Source organism: Algoriphagus boseongensis, assembly GCF_004362805.1.
Classification (GTDB): domain Bacteria; phylum Bacteroidota; class Bacteroidia; order Cytophagales; family Cyclobacteriaceae; genus Algoriphagus; species Algoriphagus boseongensis.
Map to the genome: position 1 here is coordinate 580,926 of NZ_SNYF01000006.1, position 20,410 is coordinate 601,335.

The 20,410-nt window shown below is 42.9% G+C and carries 17 protein-coding genes; 4 read left to right on the forward strand and 13 right to left on the reverse strand.

Features of this window, described 5'->3' with window-relative positions; all coding sequences use genetic code 11:
• Positions 1 to 84 precede the first annotated feature (84 nt).
• Positions 85 to 1,659, forward strand: coding sequence for a M1 family metallopeptidase (locus DFQ04_RS10160; RefSeq protein WP_133555427.1), 1,575 nt, complete (start codon positions 85 to 87; stop codon positions 1,657 to 1,659).
• 31 nt (positions 1,660 to 1,690) lie between these two features.
• On the opposite strand, the gene metK is transcribed toward DFQ04_RS10160, so the two are convergent.
• Positions 1,691 to 2,944, reverse strand: a complete 1,254-nt coding sequence (gene metK, locus DFQ04_RS10165) for a methionine adenosyltransferase (RefSeq protein WP_133555429.1) — start codon at positions 2,942 to 2,944, stop codon at positions 1,691 to 1,693.
• Between the two features lie 201 nt (positions 2,945 to 3,145).
• On the opposite strand from metK, the gene DFQ04_RS10170 reads away from it, so the two are divergent.
• Positions 3,146 to 4,807, forward strand: coding sequence for a hypothetical protein (locus DFQ04_RS10170; RefSeq protein ID WP_133555431.1), 1,662 nt, complete (start codon positions 3,146 to 3,148; stop codon positions 4,805 to 4,807).
• A 106-nt stretch (positions 4,808 to 4,913) separates the two neighbouring features.
• Here DFQ04_RS10170 and DFQ04_RS10175 read toward each other — a convergent pair whose 3' ends face one another.
• From DFQ04_RS10175 to bshA, 12 genes are all read right to left on the reverse strand, one after another.
• Positions 4,914 to 5,507, reverse strand: a complete 594-nt coding sequence (locus DFQ04_RS10175; protein WP_133555433.1) for a precorrin-2 dehydrogenase/sirohydrochlorin ferrochelatase family protein — start codon at positions 5,505 to 5,507, stop codon at positions 4,914 to 4,916.
• 138 nt (positions 5,508 to 5,645) lie between these two features.
• Complete coding sequence (cobA, locus tag DFQ04_RS10180) at positions 5,646 to 6,419, reverse strand: uroporphyrinogen-III C-methyltransferase (RefSeq protein ID WP_133555435.1); 774 nt, start codon at positions 6,417 to 6,419, stop codon at positions 5,646 to 5,648.
• The gene (locus DFQ04_RS10185) at positions 6,416 to 8,512 is read right to left on the reverse strand and encodes a HEPN domain-containing protein (protein WP_133555437.1); all 2,097 of its coding nucleotides are present in this window, start codon (positions 8,510 to 8,512) and stop codon (positions 6,416 to 6,418) included. Before DFQ04_RS10185 ends, cobA begins: the two co-directional genes overlap by 4 nt.
• 206 nt (positions 8,513 to 8,718) lie before the next feature.
• Positions 8,719 to 9,978, reverse strand: coding sequence for a sulfate adenylyltransferase subunit 1 (locus tag DFQ04_RS10190; protein WP_133555439.1), 1,260 nt, complete (start codon positions 9,976 to 9,978; stop codon positions 8,719 to 8,721).
• Between the two features lie 188 nt (positions 9,979 to 10,166).
• On the reverse strand, positions 10,167 to 11,066 hold the full coding sequence (gene cysD, locus DFQ04_RS10195) for a sulfate adenylyltransferase subunit CysD (RefSeq protein WP_133555441.1): 900 nt from the start codon (positions 11,064 to 11,066) through the stop codon (positions 10,167 to 10,169).
• Positions 11,067 to 11,259: 193 nt separating this feature from the next.
• Complete coding sequence (locus DFQ04_RS10200; RefSeq protein ID WP_133555443.1) at positions 11,260 to 11,964, reverse strand: phosphoadenylyl-sulfate reductase; 705 nt, start codon at positions 11,962 to 11,964, stop codon at positions 11,260 to 11,262.
• Positions 11,933 to 12,214 carry a DUF2061 domain-containing protein gene (locus DFQ04_RS10205; RefSeq protein WP_133555445.1) on the reverse strand — a complete coding sequence of 94 codons (282 nt, stop codon included), beginning with the start codon at positions 12,212 to 12,214 and terminating at the stop codon, positions 11,933 to 11,935. The genes DFQ04_RS10200 and DFQ04_RS10205 overlap by 32 nt, the downstream gene beginning before the upstream one ends.
• A gap of 73 nt (positions 12,215 to 12,287) precedes the next feature.
• Entirely contained in the window at positions 12,288 to 12,704 is a 417-nt protein-coding gene (locus DFQ04_RS10210; protein WP_133555447.1) for an RrF2 family transcriptional regulator, read from the reverse strand.
• Between the two features lie 101 nt (positions 12,705 to 12,805).
• Positions 12,806 to 14,692 (reverse strand): molecular chaperone HtpG, encoded by a 1,887-nt coding sequence (gene htpG / locus DFQ04_RS10215; RefSeq protein ID WP_133555449.1) that lies wholly within the window; start codon positions 14,690 to 14,692, stop codon positions 12,806 to 12,808.
• 271 nt (positions 14,693 to 14,963) lie between these two features.
• Positions 14,964 to 15,791, reverse strand: a complete 828-nt coding sequence (locus DFQ04_RS10220; protein ID WP_133555451.1) for a Rossmann-fold NAD(P)-binding domain-containing protein — start codon at positions 15,789 to 15,791, stop codon at positions 14,964 to 14,966.
• 39 nt (positions 15,792 to 15,830) lie between these two features.
• Positions 15,831 to 16,457, reverse strand: coding sequence for a sterol desaturase family protein (locus DFQ04_RS10225; RefSeq protein WP_133555453.1), 627 nt, complete (start codon positions 16,455 to 16,457; stop codon positions 15,831 to 15,833).
• A 103-nt stretch (positions 16,458 to 16,560) separates the two neighbouring features.
• The gene (gene bshA / locus DFQ04_RS10230; RefSeq protein WP_133555455.1) at positions 16,561 to 17,697 is read right to left on the reverse strand and encodes an N-acetyl-alpha-D-glucosaminyl L-malate synthase BshA; all 1,137 of its coding nucleotides are present in this window, start codon (positions 17,695 to 17,697) and stop codon (positions 16,561 to 16,563) included.
• Between the two features lie 172 nt (positions 17,698 to 17,869).
• Here bshA and DFQ04_RS10235 point away from each other — a divergent pair, with 172 nt between their 5' ends.
• Positions 17,870 to 19,204: a M24 family metallopeptidase gene (locus tag DFQ04_RS10235; RefSeq protein ID WP_133555457.1), complete on the forward strand. Its 1,335-nt coding sequence runs from the start codon at positions 17,870 to 17,872 to the stop codon at positions 19,202 to 19,204.
• Positions 19,205 to 19,320: 116 nt separating this feature from the next.
• Positions 19,321 to 20,361, forward strand: a complete 1,041-nt coding sequence (locus tag DFQ04_RS10240; protein ID WP_133555459.1) for a quinone-dependent dihydroorotate dehydrogenase — start codon at positions 19,321 to 19,323, stop codon at positions 20,359 to 20,361.
• The last annotated feature ends 49 nt before the right edge of the window (positions 20,362 to 20,410 follow it).

Consider the following 20,410-nt stretch of genomic DNA (forward strand, 5'->3'; position numbering starts at 1 on the left):
TTTCAAGCGGCTTTTCATTTTTTATCCCAGCCTTTAATTCGCTTTTTGTAGATTCGAAATCTTACCTTTCTGCTGGCTCAATTCATGAAAAAAATCCTGATTCTAATTCTGATATTACTGTCGTGTTTACCTGTTTTAGCTCAAAACTGGGACTGGGGAGATCCTATTGATCCCCTTCAGGCAAAGTTTAAGGTACTACATTACAAACTGGAACTAACCCTTTTGCCAGATTCTCAAAGTATACAAGGGTCAAACACTATTACTTTTTCAGCTGAAGAAAAGCTGGATACATTGAGGCTAAACTTGATCAATTACTACCAGGTCGAAAAGGTGGTAATGAATGGAGCTGAGGTTAAGTTTTCCCATCAAAACGATATGCTGGACGTTATTCCGATAGACTGCACCTGTGATCAGGTTCAGGTTTTTTATTCAGGAAAAACTCCAATTGCCCTTAACCCTCCTTGGACTGGAGGTTTTACTTGGACCAAAGATGATCTGGATAATCACTGGATGGGACTTTCCAGCCAGGGTGAGGGAGCTAAAATTTTTATGCCGGCTTTGGATCATCCCTCAAGTCAGCCAACTCAGGGTGCAGATTTGATCTTGACCGCACCCAAACCTTATTTTATCGCATCAAATGGCCGATTGCTTGAGGTCAAGGAAAGTGAGGGAAGTTTGACCTATCACTGGTCTACGGATTATCCCATCAACAATTACAATTTGAACTTTACCCTTGGTGTTTTCCATGAAGAAAAGCTGGATTTTCAATCTGCTTCTGGGAAGACCATTCCCATGCATGTTTGGGTGTTGCAAGAAAACCGAGCGAAAGCCAAGGAATTGCTGGAGACTTTAAAAGTAAGTACCCAAACGCATGAAAAATACTTTGGGGCATTTCCTTTTCCAGAGGATAAAATAGCCGTTGTGGAGACTCCTTATCTCGGGATGGAGCACCAGACTATAAATGCCTACGGAAATAATTTCCAATTCATCCCAATGGGGAAAGTCAACTATGACTGGTTGCTTCACCACGAATTGGGACATGAATGGTTTGGAAATAAAATCTCAGTGAAAGACTGGGCGGATATGTGGATTCATGAGGGCATTACTGCCTATGGAGATTGGTTGTTTTTTTGGGAACATGGAGGAGCTGAAGCCTATTTCTCCAAAGTCAAGAAAGAGTCCAGAGGAATTACTAATTCACTGCCTGTAGTCAGTCCTCCAAATTCGACAGAGGAGCGAGCCTATCATTCCGACATTTACACCAAAGGGGCCATGGTCATTCATTCCTTGAGAGGCATTTTGGGGGATGAGGTTTTCTTTCCCATGCTAAAGGCATTTTCCAGCGACGATAGGTTTACCTACCAAAACAAAGTGGTAACAAAGGACTTCACGGATTTTGTGGAAGCTTTTTCAGGAAAGGATCTTGACGGATTTTTCAATTTGTATCTCTATAACACTGATTTACCCAAACTTAAAATCAGTAAGAAAAATAAAGACACTTATGCTATAGCACTCCAGGGGATAGATTTCGAAATACCCCTAGAAATCGAGACTTCGGAAGGAATTAAGCGTCTGGAAATAGGGAAGAAAGGCGTGGAGATAAAAAGCGCTTCAGCTCCAGTAGTTGATCCCAAGGGTTGGCTTATGCTTCAAAAATAAAAAAGCCCCGAAAAAATTCGGGGCTTAGAATTTAGATGCCAAAGGCAGCTTTGATCTTGTCTACATAGTCAAGCTTTTCCCAAGTGAACAATTCCACTTCTTTGACTACTTGCTCTCGGTATGGGGAATAGAAGGTTTTTCTTACGATTTCATTAGTTCTACCCATATGTCCGTAGGCTGCTGTTTCCTCATAAATCGGATTTCTCAGCTTAAGTCTTTGCTCGATGGCGTATGGGCGCATATCGAAAATAGCTTCTACATTCTTAGCGATTTCCCCATCGGTTAGATTCACTTTAGCCGTTCCGTAGGTATTTACATAGATTCCCATTGGAGCAGCTACACCAATTGCATAGGAAACTTGAACCAACATTTCGTCAGCTATACCAGCTGCTACCATGTTTTTGGCAATGTGTCTGGTAGCATAGGCAGCAGATCTATCCACTTTAGATGGATCTTTTCCAGAGAAAGCTCCTCCGCCGTGTGCACCTTTTCCGCCGTAGGTGTCTACAATAATTTTTCTTCCGGTCAATCCGGTGTCTCCGTGAGGTCCACCAATCACAAATTTACCTGTCGGATTGATATGGTATTTGATGTCAGAAGTGAAAAGCTTTTGAAGCTCTGGCTTCAACTTAGCCTTTACTCTTGGAATCAGAATATTGATAATGTCAGCTTTGATTTTGGCGAGCATGGTTTCCTCGGAGTCAAAATCATCATGCTGAGTGGAAACCACGATAGCATCAATTCTTTGAGGAAAATTGTCGTCGCTGTATTCAATCGTAACCTGTGACTTGGAATCTGGTCTTAGGTAGGTGATTTCTTTATTCTCTCTTCTCAAAGCAGCCAATTCGCGAAGGATCATATGAGAAAGATCCAAAGCCAATGGCATGTAGTTTTCAGTTTCGTTGGTTGCGTAACCAAACATCATCCCTTGGTCACCAGCACCTTGCTCTTCTGGATTTTTACGTTCAACTCCCTGGTTGATATCCGCAGATTGTTCGTGAATTGCTGATAGAACCCCGCAGGAGTTTCCTTCAAACATGTATTCACTTTTGGTGTAACCAATTCGATTAATCACATCTCGGGCGATTTTCTGGACATCCAAATAGATGTCCGATTTTACCTCGCCAGCCAAAACTACCTGACCGGTAGTGACAAGTGTTTCACAGGCTACTTTGGAATTTGGATCGAAGGCCAAAAAATTGTCAATCAGCGCATCAGAGATTTGGTCAGCGATTTTGTCAGGATGACCCTCAGACACTGACTCTGAGGTGAATAAATATGCCATAAACTTACGTTCGGTTATGTTTTTCAAAGAAAGCCCAAAAATAGGGGAATGGTAGGAAATAAAAAACCTGTATTTGAGCTGAATAGGATTTTGTGGAAAAGGGCGAAAGGAGATTTTGGAGCTGCAATTTTTTAGAGTTTTTGACTTTGCTTCCTGAAAATGGAGGTCTTATCTTTCCTTTTCCCAAATTCAAATGCTCCCATGAGAAATAGTCCATTCTTATTCTTCATTCTTTTGTCGTTTGTATTCATCAGTTGTCAGAAAAGTCAGGATACTCATAAGGTTATTAAAAAAGAGCCGGCACCTTATTCGGACTTGGAGAATCTTTTTAAAGAATGGAGGGCATTCGAAAATCCTCCCAAACTGAATGGAGCTCCCGACTACCGAAAAGCAACTTTTGAAAAACGGATGCCTGACTTCCAAACCTTGCAAGCTAAACTCCTTGGAATGGACACTTCCGGCTGGAGTATAGCAGAGCAGGTGGACTGGAGAATAGTTTGGGCCGAGATGAATGGGTTTGATTTCAATTACCGAATTCTAAAACCTTGGGAGCGGGATCCTGCATTCTACAAATCGATCTGGATGGAGCGAAGCGATGTGCCGGATCACGAGGGGCCTACTCATCATGGAATAGTGGAAGTTTGGCAGTATGATTTTCCTCTCGAGGAAAGTAAGGTATCTGAATTTCTGGGAAAAATCGAGGCTATATCTGCGCTGAATACCCAAGCCAAAGAGAATCTGACTGGAAATGCAAAGGAGCTTTGGGAGGCTGGAATCCCCACAATTGAGCAGCAGGTCAGTGATCTACAAGAGATTCTGGGCTTTCCGGGAGTAGCAGAGAATCAGGATTTGGCAAAGGCTATTCAAGAAGCGATAGGTTCTACTGAGGATTTGGTCAAATGGCTTAAAGAAGAGGCTTCAAAGAAAGACGGGCCTTCTGGATTAGGAAAAGAAAACTATACTTGGTATTTGCAAAATGTTCATTTGGTTCCTTTGACTTGGGAGGATGAAGTGATGATTTTGAAGCGGGAATTGGCACGGGCTTGGAGTTCGCTGAAATTGGAAGAGCATCAAAACAGGAATCTTCCCCCTCTTGAGGCAGCGGATACTCCTGAGGAATTCGAGAAATTGACGGAAAAGTCTATTCAAAAAATGATGGATTTTCTGGAGAAGCAGGAGATTTTGACCGTAAAGGACTACTTCGAGCCTGCATTGCGTGAGCATAGAGGGACTTTTGTCCCCAAGGAAAAGCGGAACTTCTTCACCATCGGGATGCATTATGATCCCCTTCCTTTGTATTCTCATTTTTACCATTGGTTTGAGTTGGCAATTATGGACAATGAGCCTCATAAAAGCCTGATTCGAAGTGGGCCACTTCTGTACAATATTTTTGACAGCAGAAATGAAGGAACGGCAACGGCTGTGGAGGAGATGTTTATGGATGCAGGACTTTATTCAGACTCTCCCCGTTCTAGGGAGATCGTATATATCATGGTTGCACAGCGGGCTGCACGGGGTTTAGGTTCGCTTTATGCACAGGCCAACGAGATGACAATGGTAGAAGCGGGAGGAATTCATTCGAATTACACTCCCCGTGGTTGGATGAAAACTGAGAAGGAACTTTTGCTTTTTGAGCAGCATCTTTACATGAGGCAACCCGGCTACGGTTCAAGCTACATTACCGGAAAATATCTTCTGGAAAATGCTTTGGCTGACTTTGCTAGAATCCAAGAAGAAAAAGGAGAGGTGTTTACTCTTCGGCATTTTTTCGATCAGCTCAATGCTATAGGAAGCATTCCGATTGCCTTGGGTCATTGGGAGATGACTGGGGTCGATCCATTTATGAAAAAATTCGAAGAGTGAAGTGAACCACTCTAACTATGAGTGAATAGGTTAAAACTTGAAAAAAACTACAATAGCACACCTGCTAAGATCTTGATTCTAGCTATTTGATACTTAGATCTTGTGTCTAAAGTCTAATGTCTTGAGTCTCTTTCCGCACCAACCCCTCTGTAATCTCATTCATCGCTTTGACTTTGTATTCAAAATCACCCTTGAGTGTAGCTCGATAGGCATTCAGGTTTTCTAATAAATCATCAATCTCCTCTGGGAGTACTTCTTCCAATAATTGACGAAGACGCTTGGCTGTAGTAGGAGACTTGCCATTGGTGGAAATGGCAATTTTCAGGTTTCCCTTGGTCACAATGCCTCCAAGGTAAAAGTCGCAGAGCTCTGGCGTATCGGCTACATTCACCAACAAAAAGCGCTCTTTGGCCTCATTGCGAATCTGTCGATTTACAGCCTTGTCGTCGGTGGCAGCGATCACAATATGTTTTCCTCCCAAGTACTTCTCATGATAGGCATCTTCGATTAGGCTAACAGTTTCCTTTCCTTCAGCCAGTTCCAAAAATTCCGGTCGGAAATACTTGGAGACAACTGTTACTTGTGCTTCTGGGCTTGACTTTAGCAAAAATTCCAGCTTTTCGGTCGCCACAAAGCCTCCTCCGATCAATAAAACATTGAGCTCATGGACTTTAAGAAATATAGGATAGAGATGGTTCATGAGAGATTTTAGAGGTTAGACACAATACATTTTGAAATACATAGAAATACTATAGAAATGGGCTCGACTTCGTCGAGCGAAATATTTGAACAACTGAACTGAGGTATATTTCAATCGTATTTCGCCAAGGGCATATTTCTACCGTATTTCCATTTTCACCACTTCCCGATACACCTCAGCCAATCGAAGACTTTCCCGAACCACTTCTCCCACGATGATCACCGCAGGAGCTTCAACCTGATTTTCTGCCGCCTTTTGCTCGATGTCATGGATAAATCCTGCCGTAATTTTTTCTTCACTTGTGGTTCCGCTTTGGATAATTGCAATTGGAAGGCGTTCCTTTCCTGCCTTTCTGTAGGTTTCAGTGATTTCTCCCAATTTTTTGGTTCCCATCAAGATCACCACCGTTGCCGTAGACTGAGCCGCAAGTGCTAGGTCTCTGGAGAGTTCACCCGCAGTAGTTGTACCGGTGACTACCCAGAAACTTTCAGAAACACCACGTTTCGTGACAGGAATCCCAACATTAGCAGGAACAGCAATCGCCGAAGTGATTCCTGGAACTACAGCTGTGGGAATGCCGAATGCCTCGATGTACTCGATTTCTTCTCCACCCCGACCGAAGACGAATGGATCTCCTCCTTTCAATCGGACTACATGACCGTGCTTTCGGGCGAGTTCTACGCAGAGTTGATTGGTGTCTTCCTGTGGTGTGCTGTGCCTGCCCACTCGTTTTCCTACGAAAATCTTCAGGGCCGTGGCGGGGGCATGCTTCAACAAAACCGGATCTATCAAGGCATCATACAAGACTACATCGGCCGTGTTTAATGCCAATATTCCTTTTAGCGTCATCAATTCCGGATCTCCGGGGCCTGCTCCGACAAGGGTGACTTTGGGATAAATTGCCTGTCTCATGCTTCAACCTCCTCTTCCCGATAGGATTTTAACAAGCCATACACCTCTAGGGCTTGTTGCGCATATTTTCTTGCAAATTCTTCAGTTGGCTCATTTTGGTTGATTTGGTATACCACATCAGCAAAGGAAGAATTGAGGTTTATTTTTCCTGTTTCAATAAATTTCTCGTCAAATAAAGAGATGATATTCGCATAGCTGTTGGTGCTGATGTCTTCGCTGAGCAAAAGCGCCTTGGCAGCATTGATCAATCCTGCATAATGGTGATAAATACTGTCTGACCATCTTTCATTTTCCAAAGCTTCTTGTCCCAAATCGAGCTTTTCCAAGGCCTCCAAAAGCAAAGTAGCCACCAAGTCGATCACTACTCCGGCACATTCCCCAACCCCGACTGCTACTTCATAGGCTTCCTGATGACCCCAATCCACCGAATCGGATTCGGTCACGGTAGAGGCGTCGCTAAGTTCTTTCAGCAAGTCATAGAAATACATTTGTCCTTGTTGATCATAGTAACTTAAGAAGTCCTTTCCTTCGGCATTTTTTTCAAAATCATCCAGCAAAACCCATAAGGCCTGAGGACCACGACGGCTTGGGATTTTCGTGACCTTATCCGCAAAGCGTCCATTTCCATCACCTAAATTTCCTCCTCCCAACAGTACCTGAAGGGCTGGGATGACGGTTTTTCCGGCTTTCATAGACATTCCCTGAAATCCGATATGGGCCATATTGTGCTGTCCGCAGGCATTCATGCAGCCGGAAATCTTAATAACTAGATCTCTATTTTTCAATAAATGGGGGTATTCGTTTTGGATGACCTTTTCCAGTTCAGATGCAATGCCTGTGGAGCTCGCGATGCCGAGATTACAAGTATCTGTCCCTGGGCAGGCAGTGATGTCACCAAGGGAGTTGTAGCCTCCTTGGGCGAGATTGATTTTTTTCAATTCTTGATAAAAGAAAGGGACCAAATCTTCCCTTACATCCCGGATCAGGATATTTTGGCGCAGGGTAAAACGAATTTCTCCTGCCGCATATTTTTCAACCAAATCCGCCAAAGGTCTGGCCTGATCCAAGTAGAAATCCCCCAAAGGTACCCGAACTCCAATTGACACGTAACCTTCCTGTTTTTGTGGAAGCACGTTAGTTAGTTTCCAAAGTTCAAAGTCCAGACCCAACTCTCCTTCAGGTTGTGCAGCCGGTGGGTTTGGTAAGGAAGGAGCTTCCTGATTTTCAAAATCGAGGGGAAATGATTGAAAAGGAAGTGCTTTTTTCTCTTTTTCCACCAAATCCAAAAAGGCTTCAATTCCGATTTCTTTAACCAAAAACTTCATCCTAGCCTTATTTCTTCGTGCCCTTTCCCCGTGACGATCGAAGATCCTCAAAACGGACTCAATGAATGGGATCAGTTGATCCGTTTCCAAAAATTCGGTGATCAAATCTCCGTGCCGTGGCTGGGAACCCAAGCCCCCTCCCAAAAGGACCTTAAATCCTCGAACTTGCTGACCATTGAATTCATTCATTTTTGGGATAAAGCCCAAATCATGCATATAGGCAAGCGCAGTATCTTTCTCGGAGGAAGAAAACGCCATCTTAAACTTGCGGCCCATTTCCTGACAAATTGGGTTTCTTAAAAAATATCGGAAGGTAGCATCGGCGTAAGGAGTCACGTCAAAGGGTTCCTTTGGATCTATACCTGCGGTCTCGGATGCAGTAACGTTTCGCACCGTATTTCCACATGCCTCCCGGAGGGTCACATCATCTTTTTCCAGTTCGGCCCAAAGCTGAGGTGTCCTATCCAAACTCACATAGTGAATCTGAATATCCTGACGGGTAGTGATATGAAGACGGCCTGTGGAATATTCCTCCGAAACCTTGCAAATCCTTCGCAACTGGGCCGAAGTAGCTCTTCCATAGGGAAGTTTGATTCGGATCATTTGCACGCCTTGCTGTCTTTGTCCATAGACTCCTCTGGCAAGTCTCAGGCTGCGAAATTTTTCCTCATCAATTTTTCCTTCCCGGAAAAGGGCAATCTTGCGCTCAAGATCAAGGATATCCTTTTCTACAATGGGATTTTCAAGTTCGGTTCGAAAGCTTTGCATGGCTTTTAAAATTAATTCCCTATCGGGAATATAGGTTTATAGATTGTTAGAAAAGCCAAGGGTTTGGTCTTGGCTGTTTTTTAGTTCGTTATTCGATGTTCAAGATTCGATATTGGAAATTTCGAATGCCGAACTCCGAATGATGATCTTCCTGCTGAAGTCAGGCATTGAAGTCTATGGTCTTGATGCTTGATACTAAAATCTTGCTACTCAATAAATCCCACCGAGACCGTATCAAAACTTCCTTCATCAATCAGAATAAATGCTCCATTGGATCGATTGACTTGATAAGAGTCCACGTGAATAGGTTTGGAAAGGCGGAAATTCACCCTGCCAATGTCATTGAGTCGAAGCTCTTCTGTCTCCTGAGTTCCTGAGAAGTCAGTTTGAATTTTGCCTTCTATTTGTTCCACTTTCGCCAACACCCGATTCACTCCATGTTGAAGGATATACTTTTGTCCTACTCGGAGGTTTTTGGAATTGACCTGACAAAGGGTAGCTGTGATAGTTTTTTCACTGGAAGGTTCTTCACCGACTTTCACAATCATATCCCCCCTGCTGCAATCCACTTCGTCTACCAGAGTAATTACCACGGAAGCTCCTGGAGCTGCTGCTTCAATTTCCTGATCGAAAAAATGAATGCCTTTGATGGTGGATACATTTCCGGAAGGAAGGACGGTAACCTGGTCTCCGACTTTCAAGCTATTTCCATAAAGTTTCCCAGAAAACCCGCGGAAGTCATGGTAAGCTTCGGTTTTTGGTCGGATCACATATTGTACTGGAAATCTAGCCACTGCACTTTCCTGTAAGTCTTGAGGTTCCAGGACTTCCAAATGATCCAACAATGTGTTTCCTACATACCAAGGCATGTGTCCGGACTTTCTGGTGATGTTTTCCCCTTTTAAAGCTGAAACAGGAATGAAAGTGATTTGATCCTCGCTGAAGTTGCTCTTGGCTACCAGGGCATCAAAATCTGCTTTGATTTTCAAAAAGACATCCTCGCTGTATTCCACCAAATCCATCTTATTGATTGCCACGACTACATGGCTGATCCGGAGCAGGTTGCTGATGAAAAAGTGGCGATACGTTTGTTCAATCACGCCTTTACGGGCATCAATTAATATAATCGCCACCTGGGAAGTAGAAGCTCCCGTCACCATGTTTCGCGTATATTCCACATGGCCTGGAGTATCTGCTACAATGAAATTGGTCTTGTCGGTATTGAAGTAGATATGTGCTACATCAATGGTAATGCCTTGCTCCCGCTCGGCCACCAAACCGTCGGTAGCTAGTGAAAAGTCCAAGTAATCGTATCCACGTTGTCTGGAATTTCGCTCTATCGCTTCGATTTTGTCCGTAGTCAGGGAATTCGTTTCGTAAAGCAATCGCCCTATCAGGGTACTTTTGCCATCATCCACCGAGCCTGCTGTGGCTATTTTGATAAGTTTTCTGCCTTGTACGTCCATTTTTATCAATTTCTACTTTAGGTCATTTTTAAATTTTAAGATATGCTTCGCGAGATAGTGAAAGATATTTTGCCTTCGGCAAAAAGATAGACTGAGCTATATCTTGCCGATTTATCGGCAAATTTTTTTTATCTGCGCAGCTATCTTTCATTTTCCTGTCTTACTACTTGATACCAGCTATTTGCTACTTAAAAGTATCCCACCTTTTTCCTCGTCTCCATCGCTGCCTCTGATCTTTTGTCGTCGATGCGGGCTCCACGCTCTGAAAGGGTAGATTCTCGGATTTCTGCGACTACATCGTCCAAAGTTTTCGCCTCTGAAAGTACCGCTGCCGTACAAGTCATGTCGCCAACGGTACGGAAACGAACCCATTTCTCGCTGACTTCCTCGTGGACCTCGCGATATACATGCTCATTAGCCGTCCAGATTAATCCATCCCGAAAGAAAACCTCCCGCTTGTGCGCAAAGTAGATGCTTGGGATGGCAATATTTTCTGTTCGAATGTATTCCCATACATCCAATTCGGTCCAGTTGGAAATTGGAAACACGCGAACGTTTTGGCCTACGTGGATTTTGCCGTTGAGCATGTCAAAAAGCTCAGGGCGCTGATTTTTTTCATCCCATTGTCCAAAATCATCACGGACGGAAAACACCCGCTCTTTAGCACGGGCTTTTTCTTCATCTCTTCTTGCCCCACCGATACATGCATCAAATTTAAATTCTTCGATTGCGTCCAACAGCGTGGTGGTTTGAAGCGTGTTTCGGCTTGCATAGCGACCTTTTTCCTCACGAACTTTTCCCTGATCGATGGAGTCTTGTACATTTCGTACGATCAGTTCCAGTCCCAATTCCTTGACCAATTGATCTCTAAATTCAATAGTCTCCGGAAAATTATGACCGGTATCCACGTGAAGTAGAGGAAAAGGGATTTTGGCAGGGAAAAAGGCCTTCTGGGCCAACCTCACTAAAGTGATCGAGTCTTTTCCCCCGGAAAAAAGCAGAACCGGACGCTCAAACTGCGCCGCCACTTCCCGAAGGATGTGGATCGATTCTGCTTCTTTAGGGTTAGGTATAAATAGGTTTGACATAGTATTTACGAGTTACGAAGTACGATTTACGAGCTGGCTTGAAGCATCTAAACCTTGTTTTCAAATGGTTACTTATTTTGATTGTAAGAAGGGTGCTACATCAATTTTGCAATCATTCAATCTTCCAATTTTTCTATATCGAATGTCCAACATCAAATACTGAATGCTAAAGTTTACTGCTCACTGCCTACTGCTATCTGGTATGCAGCCCACACTCCTTCTTCGAATCTTCCCACCACCATCTTCCAGCTCTTGCGTCTTCCCCAGGTAAAATTGCCCTGGTGCAAGGAGCACAGCCTATGCTGACAAATCCCTGATCGTGAAGTGGATTGTAGGGGATTTTATGCTCATCTATGTAGGCAATCATCTCGTCGAATGTCCAATCCAAGAGAGGATTATATTTGAGAATTTGGTTTCCTTCATCCCACTCGATTTTTTTCATTTCGCTGCGGTTGGCACTTTGCTCGGCACGGAGTCCGGTGACCCAGATTTCATTGCCTGCTAAAGCTCTTTTCAGGGGCTCCACCTTGCGGACATAGCAGCAAGACTTGCGATTTTCCACTGAATCATAGAATCCGTTGATTCCATTTTTTGCAACCCAATTTTCCACAGAATCCCGCTCAGGATAATAAACTTGGATGCGGGTTTTATACTTGCTCTCAGTCCTTGCCAATAAGTCTAGGGTCTCCGGGAAAAGTCTGCCTGTATCCAAAGAAAAGATCTTAATCGGTAGATTTTGGGTGGCGATCAACTGCGTGATCACCTGATCCTCCTGACCTAGAGAGGTGGAGAACACAATTTTCCCTGGAAACAATTCAGCCAATAGGGCCAAACCTTCCGCTGGACTCAGGTGGTTAACCTGATTTTCAAGATCTGACCAATTCGGCTTCTTGCTCATGTTTTTTGGTAGTTCTGGTTGCATTTTCCCATACCCGCTCATGGAGGTAATACAGGAATATTTTGGTCACGACTTCTACAGATCCAATGGAAATCGCCATCACCAATTGACCGGTCACGAAATAGGAAATAACCATGGTGTCAATCGTGCCGACAATTCTCCAGGAAATGGATTTGATCAGGCTTTTGAAGTTGGTGTCTTGTCCCTTTTTGGAGACAAAGAATTTTTTGAGAGGCAGGTCTAAGATCATATCGTACAAACGGGATATGCTGACAAAAGTATATAAAACCTATAAAAATTATAGGGTTTATATGGAAAAAATTTTATTCCCCTTTTAAAATATCTTCTAAAGTCTTGTTTTCCAGTATTTTGAGGGTTTCATCCCGGACTTGAATCATGACTTTATTAATCCCACATTTGGATTCATCCTTACACTCTGCGCATGGTTCATAGTAATTTAAGCTAACACAAGGGAGCATGGCAATGGGGCCGTCCAGTAATCGAATTACTCTGGAAAGTGGGATGTCTTTGGGGTCCTTGATCAGGTAGTAGCCACCGCCTTTGCCTTTTTTACTGCCGAGGTAGCCAGCCTTGCGGAGTTCCAGAAGGATGTTTTCTAAAAATTTATGGGAAATGCCATATTCCTCGGCTATATCGTGGATGAGTACGGTTCCTTGTTCTTGGTGTTTGCCCAGGTAGGTGAGGGCATGAAGAGCGTACTTGGTCTTTTTGGAAAGCATAAACAAAAATAAACCAATTCTTTGAATAGCCTAGTTCGGGAGTGGGGAATAAAAAATCCCCGACAATTTGCCGGGGATTAGATTTTTAAAACTTGATGATTTTAGATCATCTCTACACTTCGCTTCACGAAGGCAGTTAGATCCTTGCCGATCAGCAAACCTTGAGAAAGCTTAGCCAAATCAAATGCCTGCTTTGCTAATTTAAGTTGGGCTTCTTCTCCCTCTGCTTTAAGGATCTTATCGACCACAGGATGATTACCATTGATGGCCACTTTGTAGCTGTCTGGCAGGCTGCCGTAGAAGCTCATCGGTCCTCCTCCGGTCTGCGCCATGTCTTTCATTCTGCGCATCCATTCTTCCATGGTGATGGTCACAGGGAGTTCCTCTGGACTTAGCCCTTCGATTTCCACAGAATAGGATTTATCCCCAATCGCCTTTTCGAAGACTTCCTTCACTTGGTTGCTTTGGTCCTCGGTGAGCAGATTGGCATAGCTATCCTCTTTTTGGATCAGTTTTTCTACCACATCAGCATCGACACGTTTCATTTGGGTTTTCTCCAACTTGGTCTCGATATGCTGGATGAAATGGCTGTCGATCGGAGAGTCCATCACCAAAACATCGTAACCTTTCTTGTTTGCAGAGTCGATAAAGCTGTCTTGCTTATTCAGATCAGTCGCATATAAGAAAATCACTTGGTCATTCTTATCCTTTTGAATGGCTTTTACCTTATCGGTGTATTCATCCAAAGTGAAATATTCATTCTTGGTGTTTTTCAGTAGGGTAAACTCTTTTCCTTTTTCGTAGAATTTATCCTCTGAAATCATCCCATACTTCACGAAAAGTCCGATGTCGTTCCACTTTTCTTCGTAAGCTTTACGGTCTTTTTTGAAGAGTTCGGAGAGCTTATCCGCTACTTTTTTGGTGATGTAGTTGTTGATTTTCTTCACATTTCCATCCGCCTGCAAGAAGCTTCGTGATACGTTGAGCGGAATATCCGGAGAGTCGATCACTCCATGCAAAAGCATTAAAAATTCAGGAACGATATCTTTCACCTCGTCGGTGATGAATACCTGGCGGCTGAATAACTTGATCTTATTTCGCTGAAGTTCAAATTCGTTTTTGACTTTCGGGAAGTACAAAACCCCAGTCAGATTGAAAGGGTAATCTACATTCAAATGAATCCAGAACAATGGATCCTCACTCATTGGATATAGACTCTTGTAGAAAGCCAGATAATCCTCGTCCTTGAGATCGTTAGGGGATTTGGTCCAGATAGGGGAGGTGGTGTTGATGATATTGTCCACTTCCATGGACTTCCATTTTTTCTCTCCTTTGTCATCGACTCCATCTTCTACAGATTCGGTTTTGGTTCCAAACTTGATCGGAACAGGGAGGAATTTGCAGTATTTGTCCAGAATGCCCTGAAGCTTCCACTTGTCCAGGAATTCTTCAGAATCCTCATTGATATGAAGGATGATGTCTGTTCCTCGTTCCTTTTTCTTTCCTTTTTTGATTTCAAATTCAGTACTTCCATCGCAAGTCCAGATGGCTGGTTCGGCTCCCTCTTGGTAAGAAAGTGTGTGGATTTCCACATTTTTGGCAACCATAAAGGCGGAGTAGAATCCCAAACCAAACTTACCGATGATCTCATTGGCGTCCTTTTCATCCTTGAATTTCTCAACAAACTCAGTTGCCCCGGAGAATGCAATCTGGTTGATGTATTTTTTGATTTCCTCGGCAGTCATTCCGAGACCTTTGTCAGAAATGGTGATGGTTTTCTTTTTCTCATCAAAAGCCACTTCCACGGTGATATCTCCCAATTCTCCTTTGTACTGGCCCAAAGTGGCCAATCGCTTGATTTTTTGGGTGGCGTCGACCGCATTGGACACGAGTTCCCGAAGGAAAATCTCCTGGTCGGAGTACAAGAATTTTTTGATGATGGGGAAAATGTTCTCGGTATGGATCGAGATGGTACCTTTTTCCTGCATGGTATAAATCAGTTTAGTTGTTACAAAATATTGATAAGAGAGACGTATCAATGCCCGTTCCAAGTGGAGAAAAGTGACAAGATGGCATTTGAAGATTGCCACAAAGGCACGAAGACAGGAAGGAAAGCCTGAAGAAGATTAATTGACTTCGATCAGCGACAAAAATCAAAAAGCTGAAAAATGGATAAAGGATCACAGATATCACAGATCAAAATCATCTGTGGAAATCTGTGTCATCTGTGAGAAAACTAAAAGTAAACCTTACTTCAGCTTAGGTTAAAGAATAAGAAAAACCTAAAGGATCTGGAAATTCAAACTCAAAGCCTGTTGCAAGAATTTTTTCTGCGGATATCAATCGATCCTTGCCTTCGGGTTCATTTTGGAAGCTCGCCGGAGGAGCTATTCCTAGTTCTCTTGCATTTTTCTCATAGATCTCTCGTCGAAGAGGATGGATAGGAGCCACTCCATTGAAAGTTTGATTCCAAAGTCCTTTTTCTATAATCCAGGCAATCATCCTTACCGCATCGTCTTTATGAATAAAATTGACCCGAGTATGTCCGGCCACATTTTCTTTTCCTGAGAAATATTTCCCCGGAATCCTTTCCTCACCCATCAAGCCTCCAAATCGGACTACAGTTAAGTCAAACTTTTTTTCTGCTTCCATCATTTGCTCGGCTTTGAAAAGGATTTCATTTCCTGTGTTTTCTAATGTGATAGGAAAATCTTCTCCATATTCTTTCGCAGAAACCATCTCAGGATATATCCCCGTGCTGGAAACAAAAATCACTTTTTGAATAGGAGACTGGTCAATCAGTATCCGTAAATATTTCAATTGTTCCAAATGAAAAAGGCCATTTCCAGATCGGGTTCTTGGTGGGATATTTACAACCAGGATTTCAGATTGGAAAAGTTTATTAAAGCCAACGCCTTCAGGATGGGGATTTAAGGAAAATTGAATAGTTTCCAATTCTTCGGATTCAAGGGTTCTTTTTTTCTCTGGAGAAGTTGTTGAACCCAAAACCTGGTATCCTTTTGATTTCAGATATTTTCCTAGTGGTTTCCCCAACCAGCCAAACCCAATAATTGAAATTCTAGTCATAGCTAATAAAAAGAAAACCTCCCAAAAGGGAGGCTTGTTTTAGTCTTTTTTAGGCATGGTACCTAGGATAAAATCCCATAGCGGAGAACTCACACCAAAAGATGTATCCGGATCCTTGTAATGGTGTATTGCATGATTTACCCAAAGCACCTTGAAGAAATTCTTCGGAGGATTATAAGCATGTACGATGTAGTGCACTCCCAAATAAGCAGTATAGCCTAACAGAAACCCAGGAAGGAAATACAAAGCAAAGTCTCCCATGATCAGGGTAAATACCAAATAGAAGATTGCAGCATAGGCGGCGCTCACAAAAGGAGGCATTGCCAATCTATCCTTGTCTTTTGGGTAATCATGATGAACTCCATGCACAGTATACTGTAATTTATCTTTCAAAGGAGTATCCGGCTCCATATGAAAGAAATACTTATGCATCATGTATTCCACAAAAGTGAAGGCAAATAGACCTGTAAATAGAACCAGCATTCCCATTCCCAAACCTATTTCTGTGGTAGTCACGGCATAGTAAAAGGATACTGACGATATCGCCATGAACAAGGTAATCGGAACCAAAATATGGGTTCTGGATATTTTCTCCAGTATTGGATTAGAAAACATTTTGGCAGAACCGAAATTGTCGGGTTTGTCCAATCTTCCAATCTTTTTCATAAGTAGTAATTCTTTGAAATTTGACTTCACCGGTAAATAACCGATGCAAAGGTAAGTTGTTTTGTGTTTTAGTGGTAAAAACACAAAATGATTTAGATCACTTTTAGACCATTTTCAAGGTTTCAGCGATCGTTTTTTCGTAGTAATCTACATACTTAGGCATAATTTGATGAATATCAAATTCTTTGGCCCGAGCCAAAGCTCTCTCTTTAAACCCAGGAAGGTTATTCTCGTCGAGAATAAATTTTGCCTTCGCAGTCATATCTTCCACATCTCCTACTTCACAGGCGAATCCAGTTACTCCATCCAAATTGAGTTCGGGAATACCTCCAGCATTGGAAGAAAGAACCGGTACCTCACAGGCCATGGCCTCCAAAGCGGCTAATCCAAAACTCTCTTTTTCAGAAGGCATCAAAAACAAATCTGCAACTGAGAGGACTTCTTCCACCGCCTCAAGTTTTCCAAGGAATCTAATATCATCGCAAGTTCCCAGAGTTCGGCAAAGGCGCTCCATCCTGTCTCTTTCCGGTCCGTCACCAACCAAAAGTAATTTTGCAGGGATACTTTTTCTCAATTCGTAAAACACGTGGATTACGTCTTCTACCCGCTTTACTTTTCTAAAGTTGGAAGTGTGAACCAATAGCTTTTCTCCGTGAGGACAAATAGCCAGTTTGAAGTGCTCTTTTCTTTGCTTTTTGAATCTCTCCAGATCAATAAAGTTAGGAATGACCTGAATGTCTCGCTTGATGTCAAAATGCTCAAAGGTCTCTTTTTTTAGATCTTCTGATACGTCTGTAACTCCGTCAGATTGATTGATTGAAAAAGTCACCACTGGCTCATAGCTGGGATCTTTTCCGACCAATGTAATGTCAGTTCCGTGTAAGGTAGTGACCACCGGAATCTGAATGCCCTCTGTTTTTAGAATCTGCTTGGCCATGTAGGCTGCTGATGCATGAGGAATTGCATAATGCACATGCAAAAGGTCAAGGTTTTCATATTTCACCACGCTGACCATCTTGCTGGCAAGAGCAAGCTCGTAAGGAGCGAATTCAAACAGTGGGTAGCTTTTGATATCCACCTCATGGTAGAATAGATTTTCACTGAAAAAATCCAATCTCATGGGTTGCTTATAGGTGATGAAGTGAACCTCATGGCCCACTTTGGCCAGACCTTTTCCAAGTTCAGTGGCTACTACACCACTACCACCGAAGGTGGGATAACAGACGATTCCTATTTTCATTTGATGCCGGGATGGCTTTTAGACCTGTTTGTAACACGCTAGGTCTGTGTTTTTGTTCAAAATAAACCTTTTTTTGGAGGCTTTTTTCAAGGCTTGGCCAATGAAATTGCACAGGTTACACTTTTGACCTTGGCAATTCCTGACTATTTTCCCGTCCAATTTACCTTATCTTATGAAAAATACCTTCTTGTTTTTAAGTCTTTTTGGGCTTCTTATAGCTTGCCAACCTGAAGCCAAGACTTCCCCTGAAGTCGAAAAAGTAAACCCTGCCGAACTTTGGGGTACCAATCCTTGGCCAGAAATCCGTAAAAAAAGAATCAACCAGCTTTTGCCAGATGCTCTCAAAAACGCAGGAGTGGATGTTTGGTTGGTGGTTTGTAGAGAAAATTACAATGACCCAATCGCTACGCATGTCGGAGGAGAAAATGCCAGCGGAACGGCGGCATTTCTTTTCTTTACAGATGAAACAGGATTTCATTCTTTAGTTTTTTCTCCCGATGGAGAGGCCACGGCTTTGGATGATTTGGATATTCATGAGAAAGTCGAGCCAGTACCTAGAGGGGAATCTGCTGTCGCAAAGGCAGTAGAATTTATCAAAGGAAAAGGTTTTAAATCTATTGCTATCAATACTTCTGCCTCCAATGAAATGGCGGATGGAATGACTCATAGCCAATACCAGGAATTAGCTCAGTTAATGGGACCTGAAGCTAGCAAATTGGTTTCTTCAGAGGAGTTAGTCTATGAATGGCTTTCCATTAAGCTTCCTGAAGAAGTTGAAATTTTGACAAAAGCAGCTCAATTGGCAGCGGATTTCCAGGTGGAGGCCTATGCGATGATTGAGCCGGGAAAAACCACTGATGCTGATGTCGCGAAATTTTTGAAGGCAAAAATGGTGGAATACGGAGTCACCGATGCTTGGCATCCCGACCAAAATCCAAATGTCAACTCAGGACCTGATCGCGGGCATTCTCATGCTACAGACAAGGTAATTATGCCGGGCGATGTGATTCAGACAGATTTCGGGGTAAAACTTTACGGGATTTGGGTAAGTGATATTCAGCGATTCGCCTATGTGCTAAAAGACGGCGAGACTACAGCTCCTGAGGAAATTCAGAAATACTGGGAAAACGGGAAAAATGGTAGCCGTGCAGCTCTTGGGGCTATGAAGCCAGGGGTGAAAGGAGAAGATGTAGATCGTGCCCAGCGGGATTTGATGGATGCCAATGGCTCTTTGTATGTTCCTTGGAGTACTGGGCACCCTGTTGGATATGTGGCGCATGATGTGGGACCGAATTTGGGTGGAGCAAGACTTCCAAATCCTCGACCTGCAGCTCAAAAGTTATTAAAGCAGGGGATGGTTTTTGCCTTTGATGGATTTCATTGCTGGAAACAGGCAGACGGAACCGAAAAGACCATTTCAGTAGAAGAAATGGCCGTAGTGACAGAGGATGGAGCACATTATTTAATCCAGCCTCAGGAAGAATTGATTTTGGTAGGAAAGAAATAAGGCCATCCAATGCATGGAAAAGGAAGATTCAACTTTGAGTCTTCCTTTTTTTTATTTCTGTATAGGCATAGAATCCAGATACTTTATCTTTGGCCTTGGATCCAATTTTCCCGAAAGTGTATAAGTCCCTTCTCAAGCCCCTCCTTTTTCTTAAGAATCCAGAATCAGCTCACCATTTCACCTTTGGGCTCACCAAAAAAACCTTCAATCTTCCTGTAGTCCATTCGATCGTTCAGGCGAATTTTAGTCTAGAAGATCCCAAATTGGAACGTGAGGTTTTTGGATTGAAATTCAAAAATCCTGTAGGCTTGGCCGCTGGATTTGATAAGGATGCCAAACTAATCGATGAGATGGCTATGTTGGGATTTGGGTTTATTGAGATAGGAACCCTCACGCCTAAACCCCAAGAAGGAAACCCGCTTCCAAGATTATTTCGATTGCCTCAGGATGAAGCTCTGATTAACCGAATGGGTTTCAATAACGGAGGGGTTTTAGCAGCGGTCGAGCGATTGAAAAAAAGAAAATCCAAGGTAATCGTGGGCGGAAACATCGGGAAAAACAAAGTGACTCCCAATGAGAATGCAGTAGACGATTACCTCTTTTGCTTGGAGGCTTTGCACCCCTATGTGGATTATTTTGTGGTAAATGTGAGTTCTCCCAATACCCCTAATCTTCGGGATTTACAGGAAAAAGAGCCTTTAAAAGCATTACTTTCTGCGGTAAAAAACGCAAATGATGCCAAAGAAAAACCTAAACCTATTTTATTGAAAATCGCTCCGGATCTTACTAATGGTCAACTAGACGATATCATTGAAATTGTCCAAGAAACCAAAATAGACGGCGTGATTGCGACGAGTACCACCATTAATCGTTCGGTTTTGACCACTCCCAAAGAGGAAGTCGAGGCGATTGGAGCAGGAGGAGTGAGCGGAAAAGTCTTGGCAAGCCGAAGTACAGAAGTCATCAAATACCTTCATCAGAAGTCAAACGGGGCTTTTCCTATAATAGGAGTAGGAGGAATTTTCTCTCCAGAAGACGCAATTGAAAAGCTAGAAGCAGGAGCAAGCTTGATTCAAGTCTACTCGGGCATGATTTATGAGGGACCTGGGTTAATCAAACGAATCAAAAAGGGACTTCTGGCATATTTTTCTAGGTAAATTGCCTTTCTGTAGCCTTTTGGCTAAACTTAAAACTGTATTTCCACCT

Coding starts and splice junctions, on each gene's coding strand:
- DFQ04_RS10205 (WP_133555445.1), bottom strand. CDS start 12,214: ATGATCTTAGACCTGCCTCTCAAAAAATTCTTTGTCTCCAAAAAGGGA.
- bshA (WP_133555455.1), bottom strand. CDS start 17,697: ATGAAAATAGGAATCGTCTGTTATCCCACCTTCGGTGGTAGTGGTGTA.
- htpG (WP_133555449.1), bottom strand. CDS start 14,692: ATGCAGGAAAAAGGTACCATCTCGATCCATACCGAGAACATTTTCCCC.
- DFQ04_RS10220 (WP_133555451.1), bottom strand. CDS start 15,791: ATGACTAGAATTTCAATTATTGGGTTTGGCTGGTTGGGGAAACCACTA.
- DFQ04_RS10185 (WP_133555437.1), bottom strand. CDS start 8,512: ATGCAAAGCTTTCGAACCGAACTTGAAAATCCCATTGTAGAAAAGGAT.
- DFQ04_RS10210 (WP_133555447.1), bottom strand. CDS start 12,704: ATGCTTTCCAAAAAGACCAAGTACGCTCTTCATGCCCTCACCTACCTG.
- metK (WP_133555429.1), bottom strand. CDS start 2,944: ATGGCATATTTATTCACCTCAGAGTCAGTGTCTGAGGGTCATCCTGAC.
- DFQ04_RS10160 (WP_133555427.1), top strand. CDS start 85: ATGAAAAAAATCCTGATTCTAATTCTGATATTACTGTCGTGTTTACCT.
- DFQ04_RS10170 (WP_133555431.1), top strand. CDS start 3,146: ATGAGAAATAGTCCATTCTTATTCTTCATTCTTTTGTCGTTTGTATTC.
- DFQ04_RS10225 (WP_133555453.1), bottom strand. CDS start 16,457: ATGAAAAAGATTGGAAGATTGGACAAACCCGACAATTTCGGTTCTGCC.
- DFQ04_RS10190 (WP_133555439.1), bottom strand. CDS start 9,978: ATGGACGTACAAGGCAGAAAACTTATCAAAATAGCCACAGCAGGCTCG.
- cobA (WP_133555435.1), bottom strand. CDS start 6,419: ATGAGACAGGCAATTTATCCCAAAGTCACCCTTGTCGGAGCAGGCCCC.
- DFQ04_RS10175 (WP_133555433.1), bottom strand. CDS start 5,507: ATGAACCATCTCTATCCTATATTTCTTAAAGTCCATGAGCTCAATGTT.
- DFQ04_RS10235 (WP_133555457.1), top strand. CDS start 17,870: ATGAAAAATACCTTCTTGTTTTTAAGTCTTTTTGGGCTTCTTATAGCT.
- DFQ04_RS10200 (WP_133555443.1), bottom strand. CDS start 11,964: ATGAGCAAGAAGCCGAATTGGTCAGATCTTGAAAATCAGGTTAACCAC.
- cysD (WP_133555441.1), bottom strand. CDS start 11,066: ATGTCAAACCTATTTATACCTAACCCTAAAGAAGCAGAATCGATCCAC.